Source organism: Streptomyces sp. CB03238 (assembly GCF_002099185.1).
GTDB lineage: Bacteria > Actinomycetota > Actinomycetes > Streptomycetales > Streptomycetaceae > Streptomyces.
The window spans coordinates 176,004-191,417 of sequence record NZ_NBCN01000007.1; the positions used below are offsets into that span (position 1 = coordinate 176,004).

General features: G+C 69.5%; 17 protein-coding genes and 1 pseudogene. 5 read left to right on the forward strand and 13 right to left on the reverse strand.

All coding sequences use genetic code 11. The annotated features are described in order from the left end of the window. Positions 1–108: 108 nt before the first annotated feature. From BKD26_RS13920 to BKD26_RS13970, 11 genes are all read right to left on the reverse strand, one after another. Positions 109–1,839 carry a polyketide synthase gene (locus tag BKD26_RS13920; protein WP_241518642.1) on the reverse strand — a complete coding sequence of 577 codons (1,731 nt, stop codon included), beginning with the start codon at positions 1,837–1,839 and terminating at the stop codon, positions 109–111. Continuing rightward, positions 1,823–2,521 carry a 4'-phosphopantetheinyl transferase superfamily protein gene (locus BKD26_RS13925; protein WP_084898145.1) on the reverse strand — a complete coding sequence of 233 codons (699 nt, stop codon included), beginning with the start codon at positions 2,519–2,521 and terminating at the stop codon, positions 1,823–1,825. Before BKD26_RS13925 ends, BKD26_RS13920 begins: the two co-directional genes overlap by 17 nt. Before the next feature lie 25 nt (positions 2,522–2,546). Further along, positions 2,547–3,344 (reverse strand): enoyl-CoA hydratase/isomerase family protein, encoded by a 798-nt coding sequence (locus tag BKD26_RS13930; RefSeq protein WP_084898146.1) that lies wholly within the window; start codon positions 3,342–3,344, stop codon positions 2,547–2,549. Further along, positions 3,344–4,711, reverse strand: coding sequence for an FAD-dependent oxidoreductase (locus BKD26_RS13935; RefSeq protein ID WP_179166528.1), 1,368 nt, complete (start codon positions 4,709–4,711; stop codon positions 3,344–3,346). Before BKD26_RS13935 ends, BKD26_RS13930 begins: the two co-directional genes overlap by 1 nt. Before the next feature lies 1 nt (position 4,712). After that, positions 4,713–5,744, reverse strand: coding sequence for an alpha/beta fold hydrolase (locus BKD26_RS13940; protein WP_084898148.1), 1,032 nt, complete (start codon positions 5,742–5,744; stop codon positions 4,713–4,715). 99 nt (positions 5,745–5,843) lie between these two features. Further along, a complete protein-coding gene (locus BKD26_RS13945) occupies positions 5,844–6,074 on the reverse strand; it encodes a hypothetical protein (protein ID WP_084898149.1) in 231 nt (76 codons plus the stop codon). Beyond that, the gene (locus tag BKD26_RS13950; RefSeq protein WP_084898150.1) at positions 6,071–7,345 is read right to left on the reverse strand and encodes a radical SAM protein; all 1,275 of its coding nucleotides are present in this window, start codon (positions 7,343–7,345) and stop codon (positions 6,071–6,073) included. The genes BKD26_RS13945 and BKD26_RS13950 overlap by 4 nt, the downstream gene beginning before the upstream one ends. A gap of 33 nt (positions 7,346–7,378) precedes the next feature. Beyond that, complete coding sequence (locus BKD26_RS13955; protein WP_179166529.1) at positions 7,379–8,389, reverse strand: AfsA-related hotdog domain-containing protein; 1,011 nt, start codon at positions 8,387–8,389, stop codon at positions 7,379–7,381. A 35-nt stretch (positions 8,390–8,424) separates the two neighbouring features. Beyond that, positions 8,425–9,627, reverse strand: coding sequence for a beta-ketoacyl-[acyl-carrier-protein] synthase family protein (locus BKD26_RS13960; protein ID WP_241518643.1), 1,203 nt, complete (start codon positions 9,625–9,627; stop codon positions 8,425–8,427). Next, the gene (locus BKD26_RS40210) at positions 9,624–9,878 is read right to left on the reverse strand and encodes an acyl carrier protein (protein WP_179166530.1); all 255 of its coding nucleotides are present in this window, start codon (positions 9,876–9,878) and stop codon (positions 9,624–9,626) included. The genes BKD26_RS13960 and BKD26_RS40210 overlap by 4 nt, the downstream gene beginning before the upstream one ends. 318 nt (positions 9,879–10,196) lie before the next feature. Continuing rightward, positions 10,197–10,499 (reverse strand): hypothetical protein, encoded by a 303-nt coding sequence (locus BKD26_RS13970; RefSeq protein WP_084898153.1) that lies wholly within the window; start codon positions 10,497–10,499, stop codon positions 10,197–10,199. Between BKD26_RS13970 and BKD26_RS13975 the strand changes: the two genes are divergently transcribed. Together BKD26_RS13975 and BKD26_RS13980 are read left to right on the forward strand one after the other, a co-directional pair. Next, positions 10,489–10,830 (forward strand): alpha-L-rhamnosidase C-terminal domain-containing protein, encoded by a 342-nt coding sequence (locus BKD26_RS13975; protein WP_084898154.1) that lies wholly within the window; start codon positions 10,489–10,491, stop codon positions 10,828–10,830. The two genes, BKD26_RS13970 and BKD26_RS13975, sit on opposite strands and share 11 nt — an antisense overlap. A gap of 447 nt (positions 10,831–11,277) precedes the next feature. Further along, positions 11,278–11,466, forward strand: coding sequence for a hypothetical protein (locus BKD26_RS13980; RefSeq protein ID WP_084898155.1), 189 nt, complete (start codon positions 11,278–11,280; stop codon positions 11,464–11,466). Between the two features lie 151 nt (positions 11,467–11,617). On the opposite strand, the gene BKD26_RS13985 is transcribed toward BKD26_RS13980, so the two are convergent. Together BKD26_RS13985 and BKD26_RS40215 are read right to left on the reverse strand one after the other, a co-directional pair. Further along, positions 11,618–11,821, reverse strand: a complete 204-nt coding sequence (locus tag BKD26_RS13985) for a hypothetical protein (RefSeq protein ID WP_179166520.1) — start codon at positions 11,819–11,821, stop codon at positions 11,618–11,620. After that, positions 11,797–12,285, reverse strand: coding sequence for a hypothetical protein (locus tag BKD26_RS40215; protein WP_179166521.1), 489 nt, complete (start codon positions 12,283–12,285; stop codon positions 11,797–11,799). The genes BKD26_RS13985 and BKD26_RS40215 overlap by 25 nt, the downstream gene beginning before the upstream one ends. Here BKD26_RS40215 and BKD26_RS13990 point away from each other — a divergent pair. From BKD26_RS13990 to BKD26_RS14000, 3 genes and pseudogenes are all read left to right on the forward strand, one after another. Then, positions 12,275–13,002 (forward strand): annotated as a pseudogene (locus BKD26_RS13990) (site-specific integrase); the annotation flags it as partial. The gene BKD26_RS40215 and the pseudogene BKD26_RS13990 overlap by 11 nt on opposite strands. Positions 13,003–13,436: 434 nt before the next feature. Beyond that, a complete protein-coding gene (locus BKD26_RS13995; RefSeq protein WP_084898157.1) occupies positions 13,437–13,751 on the forward strand; it encodes a nucleoside triphosphate pyrophosphohydrolase in 315 nt (104 codons plus the stop codon). Between the two features lie 162 nt (positions 13,752–13,913). Then, the gene (locus BKD26_RS14000) at positions 13,914–15,353 is read left to right on the forward strand and encodes a DNA phosphorothioation-associated putative methyltransferase (RefSeq protein ID WP_084898158.1); all 1,440 of its coding nucleotides are present in this window, start codon (positions 13,914–13,916) and stop codon (positions 15,351–15,353) included. The last annotated feature ends 61 nt before the right edge of the window (positions 15,354–15,414 follow it).

Here is a 15,414-nt window from a genome sequence, read left to right on the forward strand (position 1 = left end):
GGTGCGGCCCCTCCGGGGGTTCCGCGTCGGCGGGCCAGGACGCGTTGTGCGGGAGCGGCCCGGCCCACGGGTGTGCGCGCGGACGGGGGGCCGGGGCGGCGGCGTGACTCAGGCCGTGGGGAGCGGGCGGATGGAATGGACACGCCGCTCCCAGGGGTACCCCGGGAGCGAGACCACCGCGCGCCCGGTGCCTGCGGCCTCTTCCGGCAGCGGGTCCTGCGGGGTGAGCCGCTGGATCCGGCCGTCGTCCACGCCCGCGGCCAGCGCCTTCAGTACCTCGCGGGCCTCCCGCACTCCGTCCGCCTTGATCCACGCGGTGTGCCGCAGACGGGTACGGCCGTGGGCAGCGGTGTGCGCGAACTCCTCGTAGCCGACGTCCGGGAGCCGGTCCGCGTAGCGGGACGCCAGGGTGAGCAGGGCCGATTCCGTGTGCGCGGACACCGGAAAGCCGCTTGCCGGCGCGGGACGCACGGTGCGCCCGTGCGGGATGTTCTCGTACGGGGAGAGCACGGCATGGGCGTTGGTCCCGCTCATGCCGAACGAGCTGACGCCCGCGCACCGGCCTGCGGACGGATCCCAGTTCACCGCCTCGCGGGGCACCGTCAGCCCGTCGCCCAGCTCGATCCTCGGGTTCAGCGTCTCGAACCGTGCCTGCGGCGGGATCCGGCGGTGGTGCAGGCACAGCAGCGCCTTGAGGAGCCCCAACACGCCCGCTGCCGCCTCGGTGTGCCCGAGGTTGGCCTTCACCGAACCGACGTGCCAGGTGCGGCCGGTGGTGCCCAGCGCCATCCGGGCGGCCTCCAGCTCGATGGGGTCGCCCAGCGGGGTCCCTGTGCCGTGCGCCTCCAGGTAGCCGATGTCGGAGGCGGAGAGTCCGGCTGTCTTCAGCACGGACTCGATGAGCCGGGCCTGCGCCAGCATGTTGGGCGCGGTGAAGCCCGTGGAGCCGCCGTCGTGGTTGACGCCGGTGCCCTCGATCACTCCGAGGATCCGGTCACCGTCCCGCTCGGCGTCGGCCAGCCGCTTCAGCACGAGAAGCCCGCACCCCTCGCCCCGTACGAACCCGTTGGCCTGCGCGTCGAACGGGCGGCAGCGGCCGTCCGGGGAGAGCGCCGATGTGCGCTGGATCTCCGCTGTCGAGCGCGGTGAGAGCACCAGGTTCACACCCCCGGCGGCGGCCACGTCGCAGTCGCCCGCGGCCAGCGCGCGGCATGCTTGGTGCACGGCGACCAGCGAGGAGGAGCAGGCGGTGTCGATGGCCAGAACCGGACCCTGGAGGCCGAGCGTGTGGGCGATCCGGCCGGCCGAGAAGCAGTGTCCGTTGCCGATCAGCCAGGAGGGGCTGGGGTCGTCCGCCGCCCAAGTCCGGTAGTCCTGGCCGGTGATGCCGACGAAAACGCCCGCCCGCTCGGCGACCGCGGCCGGCGGTATGGCCGCGTCCTCGAACGCCTCCCACGCGACCTCCAGCAGCAGCCGGTGCTGCGGGTCCAGATTGCGTGCCTCCCGGGGGGAGACACCGAAGAAGTCCGCGTCGAAACCGAGGACGTCATCCAGATAGCCGCCTCGGGTCTGCAGCCCGTCCCAGTCCCCGGCGGGCCGTCGCTGGGCGGGGAGTTCGCCGGTCAGGTCGCGGCCCTCCGACACGGCCTGCCAGTACGTCTCGCGGTCGGTGATGCCGCCGGGTGCCCGCAGACCCGCGCCGACGACGGCCACCCGCCGCGTGCCGTGCGCGGCTTCCAGTTGGGCGCGGAGCGAGCGGATCGTCTCCATGGCCCGGCGCAGCGGAGCGGCGGCGTTCGCGGAGGCGTCCTCGGAAGCGTTCTTAACGGTGGGCGACATCGGGGGATGACCTTTCCGTGTGGTCGTGCTCGGTCGTACTCGGCGGCGTACGGGCCAGGCGCAGGCGGGCCCCCGCCGCGTGGACGGCCACGGCGGCGAGATGACCTCGGGGGGCCGGCACGTCGTACACCGTCCAGTCGGCTGCGGGGCCGAGCTCCGGGGGGAGCCGCGCGATCCGGACCGGAGTTCCCCCGTGGGCCCGGGCGGCGTACGGGCCGAGCGCCGTGCCGACCTGGTCCAGGAGCGCGGGCACCCCGCTCCCCCACGCCTTGAGCACGGCCTCCTTGCGCGTCCACAGCCGGCAGAAGCCCTCCGGCCCCGTGCGCTCCGGACGTCGTCGCCACTGCGCGAACTCGTCGGCGGACAGGCATCCGTGTGCCAGCGCCTCCAAATGCGTGCGCTCCCGCACCCGCTCCACGTCCATGCCGACCGGGGCGGCTTCCGAGAGGGCGAGCCCGGCGACGCCGTCGGAGTGGCTGTAGCTGAGGTGGACGATACGTCCGCCGGTGACGACGAACGGCTTGCCCTCGTCGTCCCGTTCCCAGCGCAGCGCCTCGCCCGGGACGGCGAGCCGTCGGGCGACCACCGCACGGACCCAGCGCCGGGTGGCGTCACGCACCCGGCGCTTGGTCTCCTGCGGCATCCGGCCGGGCGGGTCGGCGCAGACGCGGGTGAACCACACCCGCGCCTCGGGCCCGTGCCGGCCGTCACCGGCCGACGAACTCAGGGGACCCTCCCGCGAGCAGGGCGCCGATGCCGGTCCGCAGGTCCGCGGAGACCGCTCCGGCCGCGAACATCCCGCTCTCCTCCGCCAGATGCTCCTCAAGCGAGGAATCCAGACTGGAGTCGAGCAGCCGCTTCGCGCTACGGATGCTGTGCGGGGCGGCGTCCGCCAGCACCTCGAGCCGGCGCAGCGCGGTGTCCAGCAGTTCGCCGGGCTCGGTGACCGCGGACACCAGGCCCATGTCGAGGGCAGCGCGGGGCCGGATCATCGGCTGTTCCAGAAGGAGTTCGAGGGCGCGCGCGTAGCCCACGATCCGTGGCAGGAACCAGGCCATCCCACCGTCCGTCGAGGCACCGATCGCCCCGTAGGCGAAGTGGAACACGGCCTTGCGGGAGACGATCCGCAGGTCGCAGGCGAGGGCCAGGGACATCCCGGCGCCCGCCGCCTGCCCGTTGACCGCGCCGATCACGGGGCACGGGAGCGCTCGGAGATTCCGTACGGCGGCGGAGAGCAGTCCGGTCAGCTCGTCACTGTAGGCCGCCGAGTCGACCGACGGATCCTCCAGCCGCTCCCGCATCTCGAGGAGGTCACCGCCGCGGCAGAAGTCCTTTCCGGCCCCGGTGAGCAGTACTCCGCACAACTCCGGTGTGCGCACCAGCCTTTCGGTCACCTCGCGCAGCTCGGTGAGCATCGCGTGGTCCAACGCGTTGCCCGCGTCTGGCCGGTTGAGCGTGACCACCGCGACGGCTCCCCGGGTCTCCAGCAGCACCAAGTCGGCCATCAGCGTCCTCCGGACCGGGTGCCCAGCCGGGCCAGCAGCGCGTCGGTGCGCTCGTAGGCGGCCCGGAAGCAGGCCTCGATGGAGGCGCCTCGCAGATAGTCGCCGGTCAGGGCGAGGGCCTCGAAGGGCTTCAGCTCCTGGTCGATCCGCGCGATGGTGGAGCTGTGGTACCGGCTGTAGCCGACGTACGCGTGCTCCCATCGCTTGGTCACCGCGCGGACCCGGTTGATGCCGTCGAGGTCCACGTGCTGCGCGAGCTGCTTCTCGGCGAGGTCCAGGAGCTCGTCGTCCTCCCGGTGGGCCGCTCGGTAGGCACGCCCGCTGAAGGTGTACCGGATGATGTGGCGGTCGTTGATCCCGTACGCGCCGGCGTTGCTCAGCGGGCTGTCGGCGGGCTGGACGACCGCCCGCACTTGCTCGCCGAAGACGGGCCGGTCGTACTCCGCGAGGATGACCGCCGCCGGGAAGTAGCTGATGCCGCCGAGCTCGGCGGCCAGCCGGGCGGACAGCGGTTCCAGCAGCGCCGCGGCGGCAGGCCCGGGCAGCGCCACCACGACGGCGTCGTGGCCGGTGCGCACCGACTCCCCGCCGCGCTCGCGGGCGACCACGCCGGTCACCCGCCCGCCGTCCACGGTCAGTCCGGTCACCCGGGTCCCGCTCCGCACCGTGATCTGCTTGGCGAGTCCCGCGAACAGCTCGTCGAAGCCGGCGCTCAGCTGCTCGAAGGTGTCCAGCACCATCCCCAGGTGCGTACCGAAGCACTCCAGGTGCACCTCGTCGGCCTCGGCGCCGTTCATCCGGACTGTCAGCGAGCGGACCAGCTTCTCCTGGATGCCCCTGCCGAAGTACTCGGACAGCGGCGGGTCGCCGGCCTTCCGGGCGATCCGCACCATGTCCGGGCCGCCGCAGAAGCTGTTCTCCCGGCGGCTGCGGATGGCTCGCACGAGCCGCAGCATGCGGTAGACGTCCCTGGCGGGCAGCTTGCGCAGCAGGTGGAAGATGCTGGAGAAACGGCGGGTGCTGTCGATCGTGCGCAGCTTGCCGCCCTCGCTGCGGGCGGAGTTGATGCCGAAGAACTCGAAGTCGCCGCAGCCCAGCGCATCGGTGAAGGCACGGAAGTTCGCGTACTTGCGGCCGATGTTCTTGCCGCCCGCGGTGAGTGTGCGCGGGCCGACGGGTACCCCGGCCGAACGCCCGCCCAGCTCCTCCTGCTCGTCGTAGAGAGTGACCGACGCGCCCGCGCAGTGCAGACGCCATGCCGCGGCGATGCCGGACCAACCACCTCCGACCACGGCTATGTCGGGGCCGTCGCCCTTTCGCTCGTCGCCCAGCTCCGCGCCGGGCGCCGGTGTAGCGCCAGCGGTCACCTCAGTCTCCTCCTCTGTCGGGGCGGCCGTCATCGGCCGGGTCCTGTTGCGTGCCCTGCTGGGCAGTGCCGTCCTGCCGCGGGGTGAGCGTGCCGGAGATCCAGTCGGCGATGTACGCGCTCATGCCGTCGCTGTGCTTGACCCAGCGGAAGTGGTCCACCCGGCGACCGCCGGCGAGGGCGGCGGTGTAGCGCCACCGGCTCACCGGGGCGGCCGGGACCTTCCGCAGCAGGTGGTCCGTCGCAGCCGGCGGCGCCAGAATGTCGTTGTCCACATCGACCGCGAGGACGGGGAGCTTCATCCGCGCGAGCGCCACCTCGTAGTCGGTGTCGCTGCCCGGCAGTGTGTAACGGCCGGTGCGGCCCTGCCGGGCCCAGTCCCGCATCACCCCGGTGGCCTGGGTGCCACCGAAGCCGAGCCGTTCCCCGGGCCAGTAGCCCAGCACCGTGGCGAGCGCCGCGAACAGCTGGCTGCCGACCAGGTTGCGGAGCCCGCGCACCGGGCCGAACCCCCGCCACCAGACGGACCCGGCCGCCGTAAGCACGACGGCGTGCACCCCGGTGAGCCCCGTCGCGCTGAGCAGCGCGAGCTGGCCGCCGAGGCTGTGCCCGACGAGCACCACCGGCGAACACGGGAACTCCGCGGAGACCGCCCGGACGACAGCGGGGAGGTCGTCCTCGACCGTCTCCCGGTACCCGTACGCCACTCCGCGGCGCGCCACCGGGGTGCTGTCGCCCTGGCCACGCAGGTCCGTGACGGCCACGTGCAGGCCGGCCCGGTGCAGACGGCGGGCGAAGGGGGCGTAGAACCGTGCCCGTGCCCCCATCGCGGGGACCACGAGCGCCACCGGGGCGTCCGGCCGCTCCGCATGCAAAAGACGGACCAAGAATTCGGCGCCGCCCGACGACCGTACCCGTACGGACTCCTCGGCCGCCCACTCCTGCTCCGGGCCCGCCGCCGGTCCCGCACCGTCCCCCCGCGCGTTCTCCGGGATCGCCCCGTCCGGTGCGGTGTGTCGCTCCTGATCCGTCATGTCCGTGCTCGTCCTCTCATCGATGCCGACGCCGTGCCCCGGGGAACCCGGGGCCCCTCCGTGGCCGGTGGGGAAGGAGCGGGCGTCCGTGGTCCGCTGTCACTTCATCAGCTTGGGGTACAGCACGTCGTTCTCCTTGATGAAAACCGTCTCCTCGTTGACCTGGAAGCGGTCCTCCCGGTCGAAGTTCTCCTTCGTTTCGGTCAGATGCTCGATGAGGACCTCGCCCTGGGTGTTGAGGGCGTGCCGCAGATAGTCGGTCTGCAGGTTTCCGTGCCAGATCACGCCCAGCTTCGTGACGCTGAACTTGTCGCCCTCGTCCTCGATCACGTTCCGGTCGAGGTGGCCGTCGATGACGTTGAGGACCCGCTCGTCACCTCCGGCTCGACCTTCTCGCCGAAGTCGGCCAGGTAACTCTTGTCCAGCTGCTTGAAGCGGGGGAACATCACCATGACCCGGTCCAGCACCCCGTCGTACCCGATGGACTGGAGGGTCTCCGTCGAGGCACCGTGCTCGTCGACGTTCTTCTGCCAGTCGTCGACCTTCTCCGGGTTGACCGAGACCATGTCCCTCAGGTTGCCGCGCGCGGCGCAGCCGATGCCGATGATGTCCTGGCGGGCGCAGTGCGCCGTCTGGTACTGCGACGGCTCCGGGTGCTTCGACCAGGTTTCGGCGATGGTGTTGTGGTAACCCTTCTCCGTGAGGAAGTCGTACAGGTGCTCACGCATGGAGAGCAACTGCCAGGGGCTTCCGGGCTGCGCGACACGACCGTCCAGGATCATCTTGTGGAGCGGCCGGTACGGCAGGTAGATGGTGGTGAAGAGGTCGATCTCGCTCGGATCGTAGCAGCGGACCAGCTCCGCCAGTTCGTCCTGGAAGCCGACCAGGGACTGCCCGGGGAGGTCATACATCATGTCGACACAGGTGTCGGCTTCGAAGCCGATGCTGCGCATGCGGTCGAAGACCGCGTCGACGTCCTCGCGGGTGTCGTGCCGGCCGATCTTCTTGTGGATCACCGGGTCGAGGGTCTCGACGCCGAAGGTGATCCGGTCCCAGCCGTGGTCCTTGAGGACGTCCAGCAGCCCCGGCCTGCGCAGGGTGCGCGGCTCGCCGGTGAAGCTCTTCTCGATCGAGTCGTAGTTCGGCACGACCTTGCTCAGGTGCTCGCTCAGTCGCTCCACCGCGGAGGTGGGCAGCGTGGAGGGGCTGCCGCCGCCGATGTAGATGCCGGTGAACGTGCGCTCCTGTACGTACGGCTGGCGCATGTACCAGTCGATTTCCTTGATCAAGTAATCCGTGTACGTCTCAAGCCGCTCCGAGTCCTGCTTCGGATAGTGGAACCGGTTGAAATTGCAGTAATGGCAGAACGACTTGCAGTACGGGACGTGGATATACATCATGATCTCGTCATTGATGTTCCCGCCCGGGTTCTGCAGGCTGTGGATGTTCTCGATGACCTTCTCGCGCGGGACCTGGTGCCAGTCCATCGTCGCGAAGAGCGGCATGATGTAGTGCGACGCCGTTATCACGCCGTCGAACGGCACGGGCTGCGAAGGGTTCTCGCCCAGGTAGTACGGCTCGGTCGGCCTGGTCTTCGACACTGCTGCTCCCTCGGATCGGTGCGTGTGTTGCGGTCAGTCAGCTGTTCCGGTGGCCGGTCCGTTGCCGGTGACCAGCGTGATTCCTCCCTCTGCGATCACATCGTCGCCCTGTACCAACTGGACCGCGACGGTCCCGGCACCGTCCGGCACGGCCGTGCACGTCACCGGGGCGCCGAGTTCGGCGAACTGGTGGAAGTTCACGGTGCAGTCGACGGCGCTCAGCGAGCGGGCGGGAACGCCGTCCCGCCGCGCCAGGGCCGCCAGTGCGCTCTGCCGCGCCCCTTCCAGCAGGAGCATGGCGGGCAGATGGTCCAGTTCGTGGTCGAAGAAGACGGGGTCGTCGAGGTCCACCACGAGGTCCGCCGTGATGCCCTCGTTCTCCTCGCGCAGGCCGCCGACGACCACGTTGCGCGGGTCGTTGCGGCCGACCTCCTCCGGCGTGGCGCGTGGCTCGCCCGTACGGCGGTGCGCGGGGGCGCCGGCCGACGGCACGGCGCCGTCCTCGCGCAGCGCGCGGTAGGTGTCCCCCTTGAGCATCATCAGCGTCCCGCTGAAGTCGGCAGCGGGGACGCCGCCGATGTGCAGGATCGTGGAGCTCAGCAGATGGCGGGGGGTGCCGTCGGGCCACCGCTTCGCCCGCTTCACCACGAATTCGGCCAGCACCGTGGTGGCGGCACGGGTGACCGCGACCGCAGCCCGGTCCAGCACCTCCACTCGCATGGTGCCGATGACGAACGGCCGGTCGAGGGGGACGCCCATCAGCCGGTGAACCATCGCCTCGGAGGCCTGCCGGGCCACCTCACCGAGCAGGAGGACGTCGTAGCCGGCATCGTGCGAGTCGTTGTAGAGCCGGTGCGTACGCGGCAGTTGCGCGAGCGCGAAGAAACGGCCGTCGATCTCCCGTACGTCGGTGACCAGCACCTGCTCCACGGCGTGCTTGTGCACCCATCCGCAGGGCACCGTCCGCTCGGCCGAGAGCCGCGCTTCCGCGGCTTCGAGCCCGGTCGCGGGCGCAGTGGGCCCGGGCCGGCGTGTCTGTGTCACGTGGAACTCCATCGTCGATCGAGGGACCGTACCGGTCAGGCGCGCAGCACCAAGGCCGCGTTGTGGCCGCCGAAGCCGAAGGAGGTGGAGATCCCCACCACCGGGCCGTCGGCCCCGTCCCCGAGAGGGCAAGCGCGGGAGAGGTGACGGAGGCCGTCGAGCCGGGGGTCGGGGTCGTGCAGCCCGGCGGTCGGAGGCGCGAGGCGGTGGCGCAGCGCCTGCAGCGTGGCGATCGCCTCGACCGCGCCCGCCGCACCCAGCAGATGGCCGACCGCCGACTTGGTGGACGAGATCGGCACGTCCGCCAGGCACCCGCCCAGAGCCTGCGCCAGCGCGGAGGCCTCGGCCAAGTCGTTGAGTTCGGTGCCAGTGCCGTGCGCGTTGATGTACGTGACCTCGTCCTCGGGAGTGCCGGCGTCCTCCAGGGCGCGTCGCACGGCCTGTGCGGCCGCGGCCCCGGTGGGTTCGGGCGCGGTGAGGTGGTGGGCGTCGGTGGTGGAGCCGTATCCGCTGATCTCGGCGAGCACCTCCGCTCCGCGCCCGGCGGCGGCGTCGCCGTCCTCGAGGACAAGGACACCGGCTCCCTCACCCATCAGGAAGCCGTCGCGGTCGCGGGAGAACGGCACGGAGGTGCCGGTCGGCGAGAGTGCTCCGGCGTTCAGGAAGGCCGCCCGTATGAAGTCGGTGAGCCCCGCCTCGGCGCCCCCCACGACGACGGCGTCGGCCTCACCGTTGCGGATGAGGCGCACTCCGGCGCCGATCGCCTGCGTACCGCCGGCGCACGCCGACATCACGCTGTAGGTCTCGCCCCTGAGACCGAACCTGATCGCGAGCTGGGCGGGTACGGAATTGGCCATCATCATCGGGATGGTGAGAGCGGAGACGTCCTGCGCACCCTCGATACGCAACACGTCCAGCTGCTGCTCGAGGCTTTCTAGACCGCCGATCCCGGTGCCGATGATGCAGCCGACACGCTCTGCCCGATACGGCGGGGTGTCGCCCCATCCGGCCTGGCTCACGGCCTCCTGGCCTGCCACCACGGCTAGTTGGCAGCACCGGTCCATACGGCGCCGTTCCCGGCGCGTCAGCGTCTCCTCGGGTACGAAGTCACGGCAGCGGCCCTCGCCACCCTCGATGCCCGACTCCCCGGCGACGGCGCGGTCGTGCAGCAGCGCCGCGCCGGTACCCAGCGCGGTAACCGCACCGACACCGGTGACCACCACCCGCCGTCGGGTCACTGCAGGCCTGCGGTGGCACAGATGACGTCGACGGCCTCACCCACGGTCTTGACACCGTCGAAATCCTTGGGACGCAGCCTTATCTGAAATTCCTTGTTCGCCGACTGGCCGAGATCGACCATGTCGAGGGAATCGATTTCCAGATTCTCGAAGGTGGCGCTCAGGTTGATGAGATCCCTCTCGGCCCCACAGTCCACCAGGGTTTCGACAACGAATTCCTCGACCAAATCACGCGTGGCCTGTGTAGGCACATCATTCTCCTGCTCACGAGGGCAACGGTCCGCACCATGGAAACAGGTGCAGCTAAAGGACCGACTACGTCTCGCTAAAGCGCGGAGCGGATCTTCGACGGTTTGTACGACGGGTCGAAACGGGCTGGACAGGGACCAGGAGGCACGGCAGGTACATCCCAGCTCCCGGCGTCCACCTGCCAGTTCGGCATGCGGGAGAAGCGGGCGTTCACACGGCCGTGACCCCGCGTTCCCCTGTGCGACGGTGTACGCCCGGACCTGAAGCCCTGTCGCAGCCCGTCCGCCACCGCAGCCGGAGGGCGATCACAGCAGACTCGCTCACAACCGGAGCGGGTCAAAGGCCTCGGGGGCGCGGTCGGAGTCCCCGGCCATCGGGCAGGACGGTCCGGGCGATGCGGTCGGCGTGGGTGCGGACGGCTCGGGGAGATCCAGCGTGCCGCCGGAGATCACCCACTGTGGTTGGAGGCCGTCACTGACGGCGATGCACTCGCGGGCCACCGCCTGACAGCCGGTCCCCTCCCGCAGCGTGCCACCGTCCATGGCGTTGTGCGGTTGCCGAGCGAGTTCGTCGACGGCGCGCCTGTAGCGCTCGGCGAAGGGCCGTCCCAGGATGTCGTACAACCACTACAGCAAGGGCGCCGTCGTCTCCTTCCTCCACCAGTACGTCGCAGGCCTCCAGCCACCCCGGGCCCCGGGCGCGGCCGAGGCGGGATACCGCCGCTTCATCATCGCCCCACGGCCGGGCGCCGGCCTCACCTGGGCATCGGCCCGCCGCATCTCACCGCACGGCCTCATCGCGTGCGATTGGCGGCACCGCGGCAACGAGTTCACACCGACCATGGAGGTCCTGCCGGGCACCCAATCCGAGATCCGCCTCCCGGTATCCGGTCCCATGACGGCGGGCCTGGGCGCCCATACGTACACCGTCGCCCTGCCGCCGCCGGAGGGATGAGCCGTCCCCGGCCGCCCCGACCGGCGCGGCTCGCGAAAGTACGCCGCGTGGTGGGGAGTTGGTCGATTCCCTTCGGTGGCAGCCCTTCGAGCGTGACAGCATTCACGCGCGTCTCTACAGTGACCTTCCCACGTCTCACGCGTTCTCGAAAATGCCCGACGCCGACCACCCGGTGGCGCCTCGGGTCGGCGGACCTGCGCTGAAGTCTCCGAGCACAGCCGGACTGGTGGTGTCGGAGGAAGACAAAGGAAAAGTCCTGTTCATCAAGCCAGGGCGGAGGGCCCGTGCCGGGTGGGTGATGACATCAGCCTCAGCCCATCCGGCAGCGGCAACCAGGCCGTCGTCTGCCCAGGTACAGCGCACTCAGGCTCACCGCGCGATCCACCAATGGGCCGGCTCCCTACCGGGGCCTGACAGATCGCGTGGGAGCGGGGAGGATCAGGTGCCATGAGCACCGCAGGGATATCTGAGCATCCGCCGATCTACGACCGGCTGGTCCGGGAACGTGGCGACGTGCTGGCCGAGACGAGGAAGGCGGCCGAACAAGCGCAAGCCCAAGCACAGCGGGCACTGGACTGGAGCGGGTTGGGGCGTGCGCAGGAGAGGAAGGAGCGCGCCTTCTCCGCTTTCGGCTGAGAACCCGCCGAGGACCTCGACGGCGAAGATCTCTCATCGCGAGCGGACCCTGGTGGCGAAGAAGGCGGCGGGGCCCCGGTGACGTTCGCGGGTTCCGGGCGGGCGGGTGTCCGGGCGAGGCCGTCACGCTCCCCGCCCGGACACTCTGACGCTACGCGTCGGCGGCCACGGGCCGGGCGGCGGCGAGGACTTCGCGGAGGTCGGCGGGCAGCTGGGGATGCTCGGTCCAGGTCACTGCGATGTTCGCGAGGCTGCGCCAGGTCACGCGTGCGGCCCTGGGGTCGGCGGCTGGCTCACCAAGGACAATCGCGCTGACGATCAGCTCCATCATCAGACAGTCGTACTCGTCGCCCATGCTCCGATAGCGCTCCCCATTGTCCCGTTCGAGATGGTCGACGAGGTGCTGGCGCAGACCGGTGCGGTCAGCATCACCATGGTCACGGACAGCCCTTGACACCCCAGCCACCGCCCTAACTGAACGGCGTTGAGTCTAGGGGAGTTGACGCATTCGGGCAGCTGGGGGCAGGTGCCGCAGTCGGCCGGAGAGAACCGGACCCGGACCTCCGGCAGGCCCTCCTTGGAGGGGTGCTCGGCCCATTGCGTGCTGACAGCGCCATTCGGGCAGGTCACGTACTGGTTGTCCCAGTCGATGGTGAAGGCGTTCTGGCCGAAGGCGGCATCCCCGCGGGCATGGGGGACAGTCACCGCCTTCAGCGGTCCGTGCAGACCGATGCTGTGGTCGCGGCGGGCGGCGGACAGGGCACCGGCATTGGCATAACCGGCAAGGCCACCCTGCCGGCGAGAAGCCTCACCGGTCATGGTCTGGACGCCGGCGCAAACGGGCTCGTTCCTCGACTTCGTCGCCGAGGACCGGCTGTACGCGATGTGGCACCTGATCGCGTTCCGTGGTCTGCGCCGAGGCGAGGCGTGTGGCAACCGTGGTCGGAGACCAACCTCGACACCCATTCCCTCACCGTCTCCTCCCAGCTCGTACAGGACGGGTGGGATGTCGAGACGTCCGAGCCGAAGACGGACAGCGGATTCCGCGTGGTCGCGCTCGACGACGACACCGTCGGGGTCCTGAAGCGACACCGCGAACGCCAGGGCGCGGCCCGTGAGGAGTGGGGATCGGCTTGGGTGGAGACGGACATGGTCTTCACCCAGGAGGACGGCTCCTGGCTTCACCCCGGCAAGGTGACCGACCTCTTCGAACGGCTCGTGGCCGCATCGGGTCTTCCTCCGGTCCGTCTGCATGATCTGCGCCACGGAGCGGCGACGTTGATGCTCGCCGGCGTCGACGTGAAGGTCGTCTCTGACACCCTCGGGCACAGCGACACCCGGATCACGCGGGACATCTCCCAGAGCGTCCTGCCCCAAGTAGGCAAGACCGCCGCCGAGGCCACCGCCAAACTGGTCCCGCTTCAGCGGAAGACCGAGGCGGAGGAGGCCCGCAAGGTGGCCAAGAAGGCGGCGGCCAAGGCGAAAGCCGCGGCCAGGGCCAAGAAGAAGGGCAAGCGGAAGAAGCCCAAGAAGTAGGGCACCGGGCCGCTCACGCATCGCTCACGCAAGCAAATCCACGACGCTTCGGCCGTGTGACGCATCATGCCCCGAGCAACAGAAAACCCCAGGTCACGGGCTAGGTGACCTGGGGTTTCTCTGAGCCGCCTTCGGGATTCGAACCCGAGACCTACGCATTACGAGCCCGCTAGGGATCATGACGCCCTGTACCGCGCGATCGTGTCAGATCCCGTTTTCCCAGATCAGAGCACCTATGGCGGTCCCGCTGCTCGCGTCCCATCCTGCACTGTCCAAAGGCGTCCGCGCTCCCCTTGCGCTCCCCTGGTCGCCTTCAGCGAGGCTACAACCCCGGACAGCAATCCGATGACCAGCGCTGAGCGCCTCTTGTCGGCATCCGACACAATCAACAGGCGAGGGGAAGCGCCTCGTAGGACCACATTTGAGGATGTCTGATGGCAGACGGCAAGCTCGTACGAGACCTGATTCCCCAGATCATCCGCGAGAGCGGTGCGGAGCCGATGGTCTACGTCGCCGGCCCGGAAGAGTACCGGGAGCGGCTGCGCCACAAGCTCAGCGAGGAGGTAGCCGAGTTCCTCACCGCGGCCGACTCTGCTGCTGCCGAGGAGCTGGCAGACATCCTCGAAGTGGTTCACGCACTTGCCCTCGACCTGGGCATGACGCCGAGCCGCTTGGAAGAACGGCGAGCACAGAAGGCTGCGTCGAGGGGTGGTTTCGCTGGCAGAGTCGTGTGGACCGGCAATGCCTGAGCTGCCTGTGGGTTCTGGAGTCGCAGACAGCATGTCGGTTCCGCGAGGAGCCGCTGGACAGCCGCCCGCTCCCCGCACAGCGGCGAGCGGGCTGATGCGGCTACAGCGTAAGGTTCGGTGCTGCCGTATGTAGATTCGCCGGTCGAATCCCAGGAAACGTTCATGTCAGAGCAGCTCTGGAGTAGCCAACGCCACCGGACGGCCATCGGCCGTGTCGGTTTGTCCGTCCCGGCGCGTCGGGCCGTGGTCGACCTTCAACTCGAACCGAGGATGCGGGTCCTGGACTACGGTTGCGGCCGCGGTGGCGACGTACGCGGTCTTCAGAACATCGGGCTCGACGTTTCCGGCTGGGACCCCGTTCACCACCCGGACGGTGATCTCAAACCCGCGGACATCGTGCTCCTCACCTACGTCCTCAACGTGATCGAAGACCCCGCCGAACGACGACAGACCCTCCTGGACGCCTGGAACAACGCGAGGTCGGCGCTCGTGGTGTCCGCGAGGCTCCGTTGGGAGCGGAACCAGATCAGGGGCACCGAGTACGGCGATGGCATCCTGACCAGTCGCAATACGTTCCAGCACTTGTTCGCGGCGAGCGAGCTTCGGGACTACGTCCAGGAGATCACTGGCGTCCGCTGTCTCTCAGCTGCTCCGGGGATCGTGTACGCATTCAAGAGCGACGAAGCGCGACTCGGCTATCTTGCCCGGCAGATCACGCCCGAAGCCGGGTGGCTTGCTTCCCAGGACGTAGCATCGGCCATCGCAGCAGTCGTCGATCATCTCGAACACCGCGGCCGGCTACCGAACCTCGAAGAAATGCCGCAGCCGATCATCAGCCTTCTCGGCCACCTGCGGACAACCGAGCTCAGGCGACTCGCCGAGCAGTCCGCCGACCCACTGAAGGTCGAGGAGGGCGGGAAGCGCACCACCCTCGACACCCTTCTCTTCCTCGCCGTCGAACTCTTCCACGGGCGCGGACCCGCGAGCAGCCTGCCACTTCCCGCCCAACTGGATATCCGGGCCTTCTTCTCTTCCTACGCAGAAGCGTGCAAACGTGCGGATCGGCTTCTGTTCAAGCTCCGCGATGACGCGTACGTACGGCGCGCCATGACCGGGTCGGCTGCGGGCAAGTTCACGGCAACCGCGCTGTATGTGCACCGCCGGGCCGTCCATCGGCTCCCGACCGTGCTCCGCCTGTACGAGCAGTGCGCCAGCATCGCTGCTGGCCGGCCGGAAGAATGGTCCGTCCTGAAGCTTCGCCACCAGGGGCGCGGAGCCAGCTGGCTGGACTACCCCGCGTTCGATACCGACCCCCATCCTCGTTTGGCATCGTCGTACAGCGTTGACCTGCAAACCCTAAAGTCGTCTTTCATGTCTTACGCGGATTCGACGAACCGTCCTCTCCTCCACCGTAAGCATGAGTTCCTCGCGCCGGACGACCCCGACGTGCCGAAGTACCAACGTCTCACCGATGCCGAGGTAAGAGCCGGCCTCTACGAGGAGCCTCACCTCATTGGTAACGAGGAGGGCTGGGAGCGAGCGCTTGCCCGTTGCGGCCGTGCGTTGCGGGGACACCGGCTGGTCCGACGTTCCGACGGCTGAGGTGATGGCATAGGACCTGTCCGGCCGATCATGTGGGGCCGGATTGAGTGCCTCTTGCCGG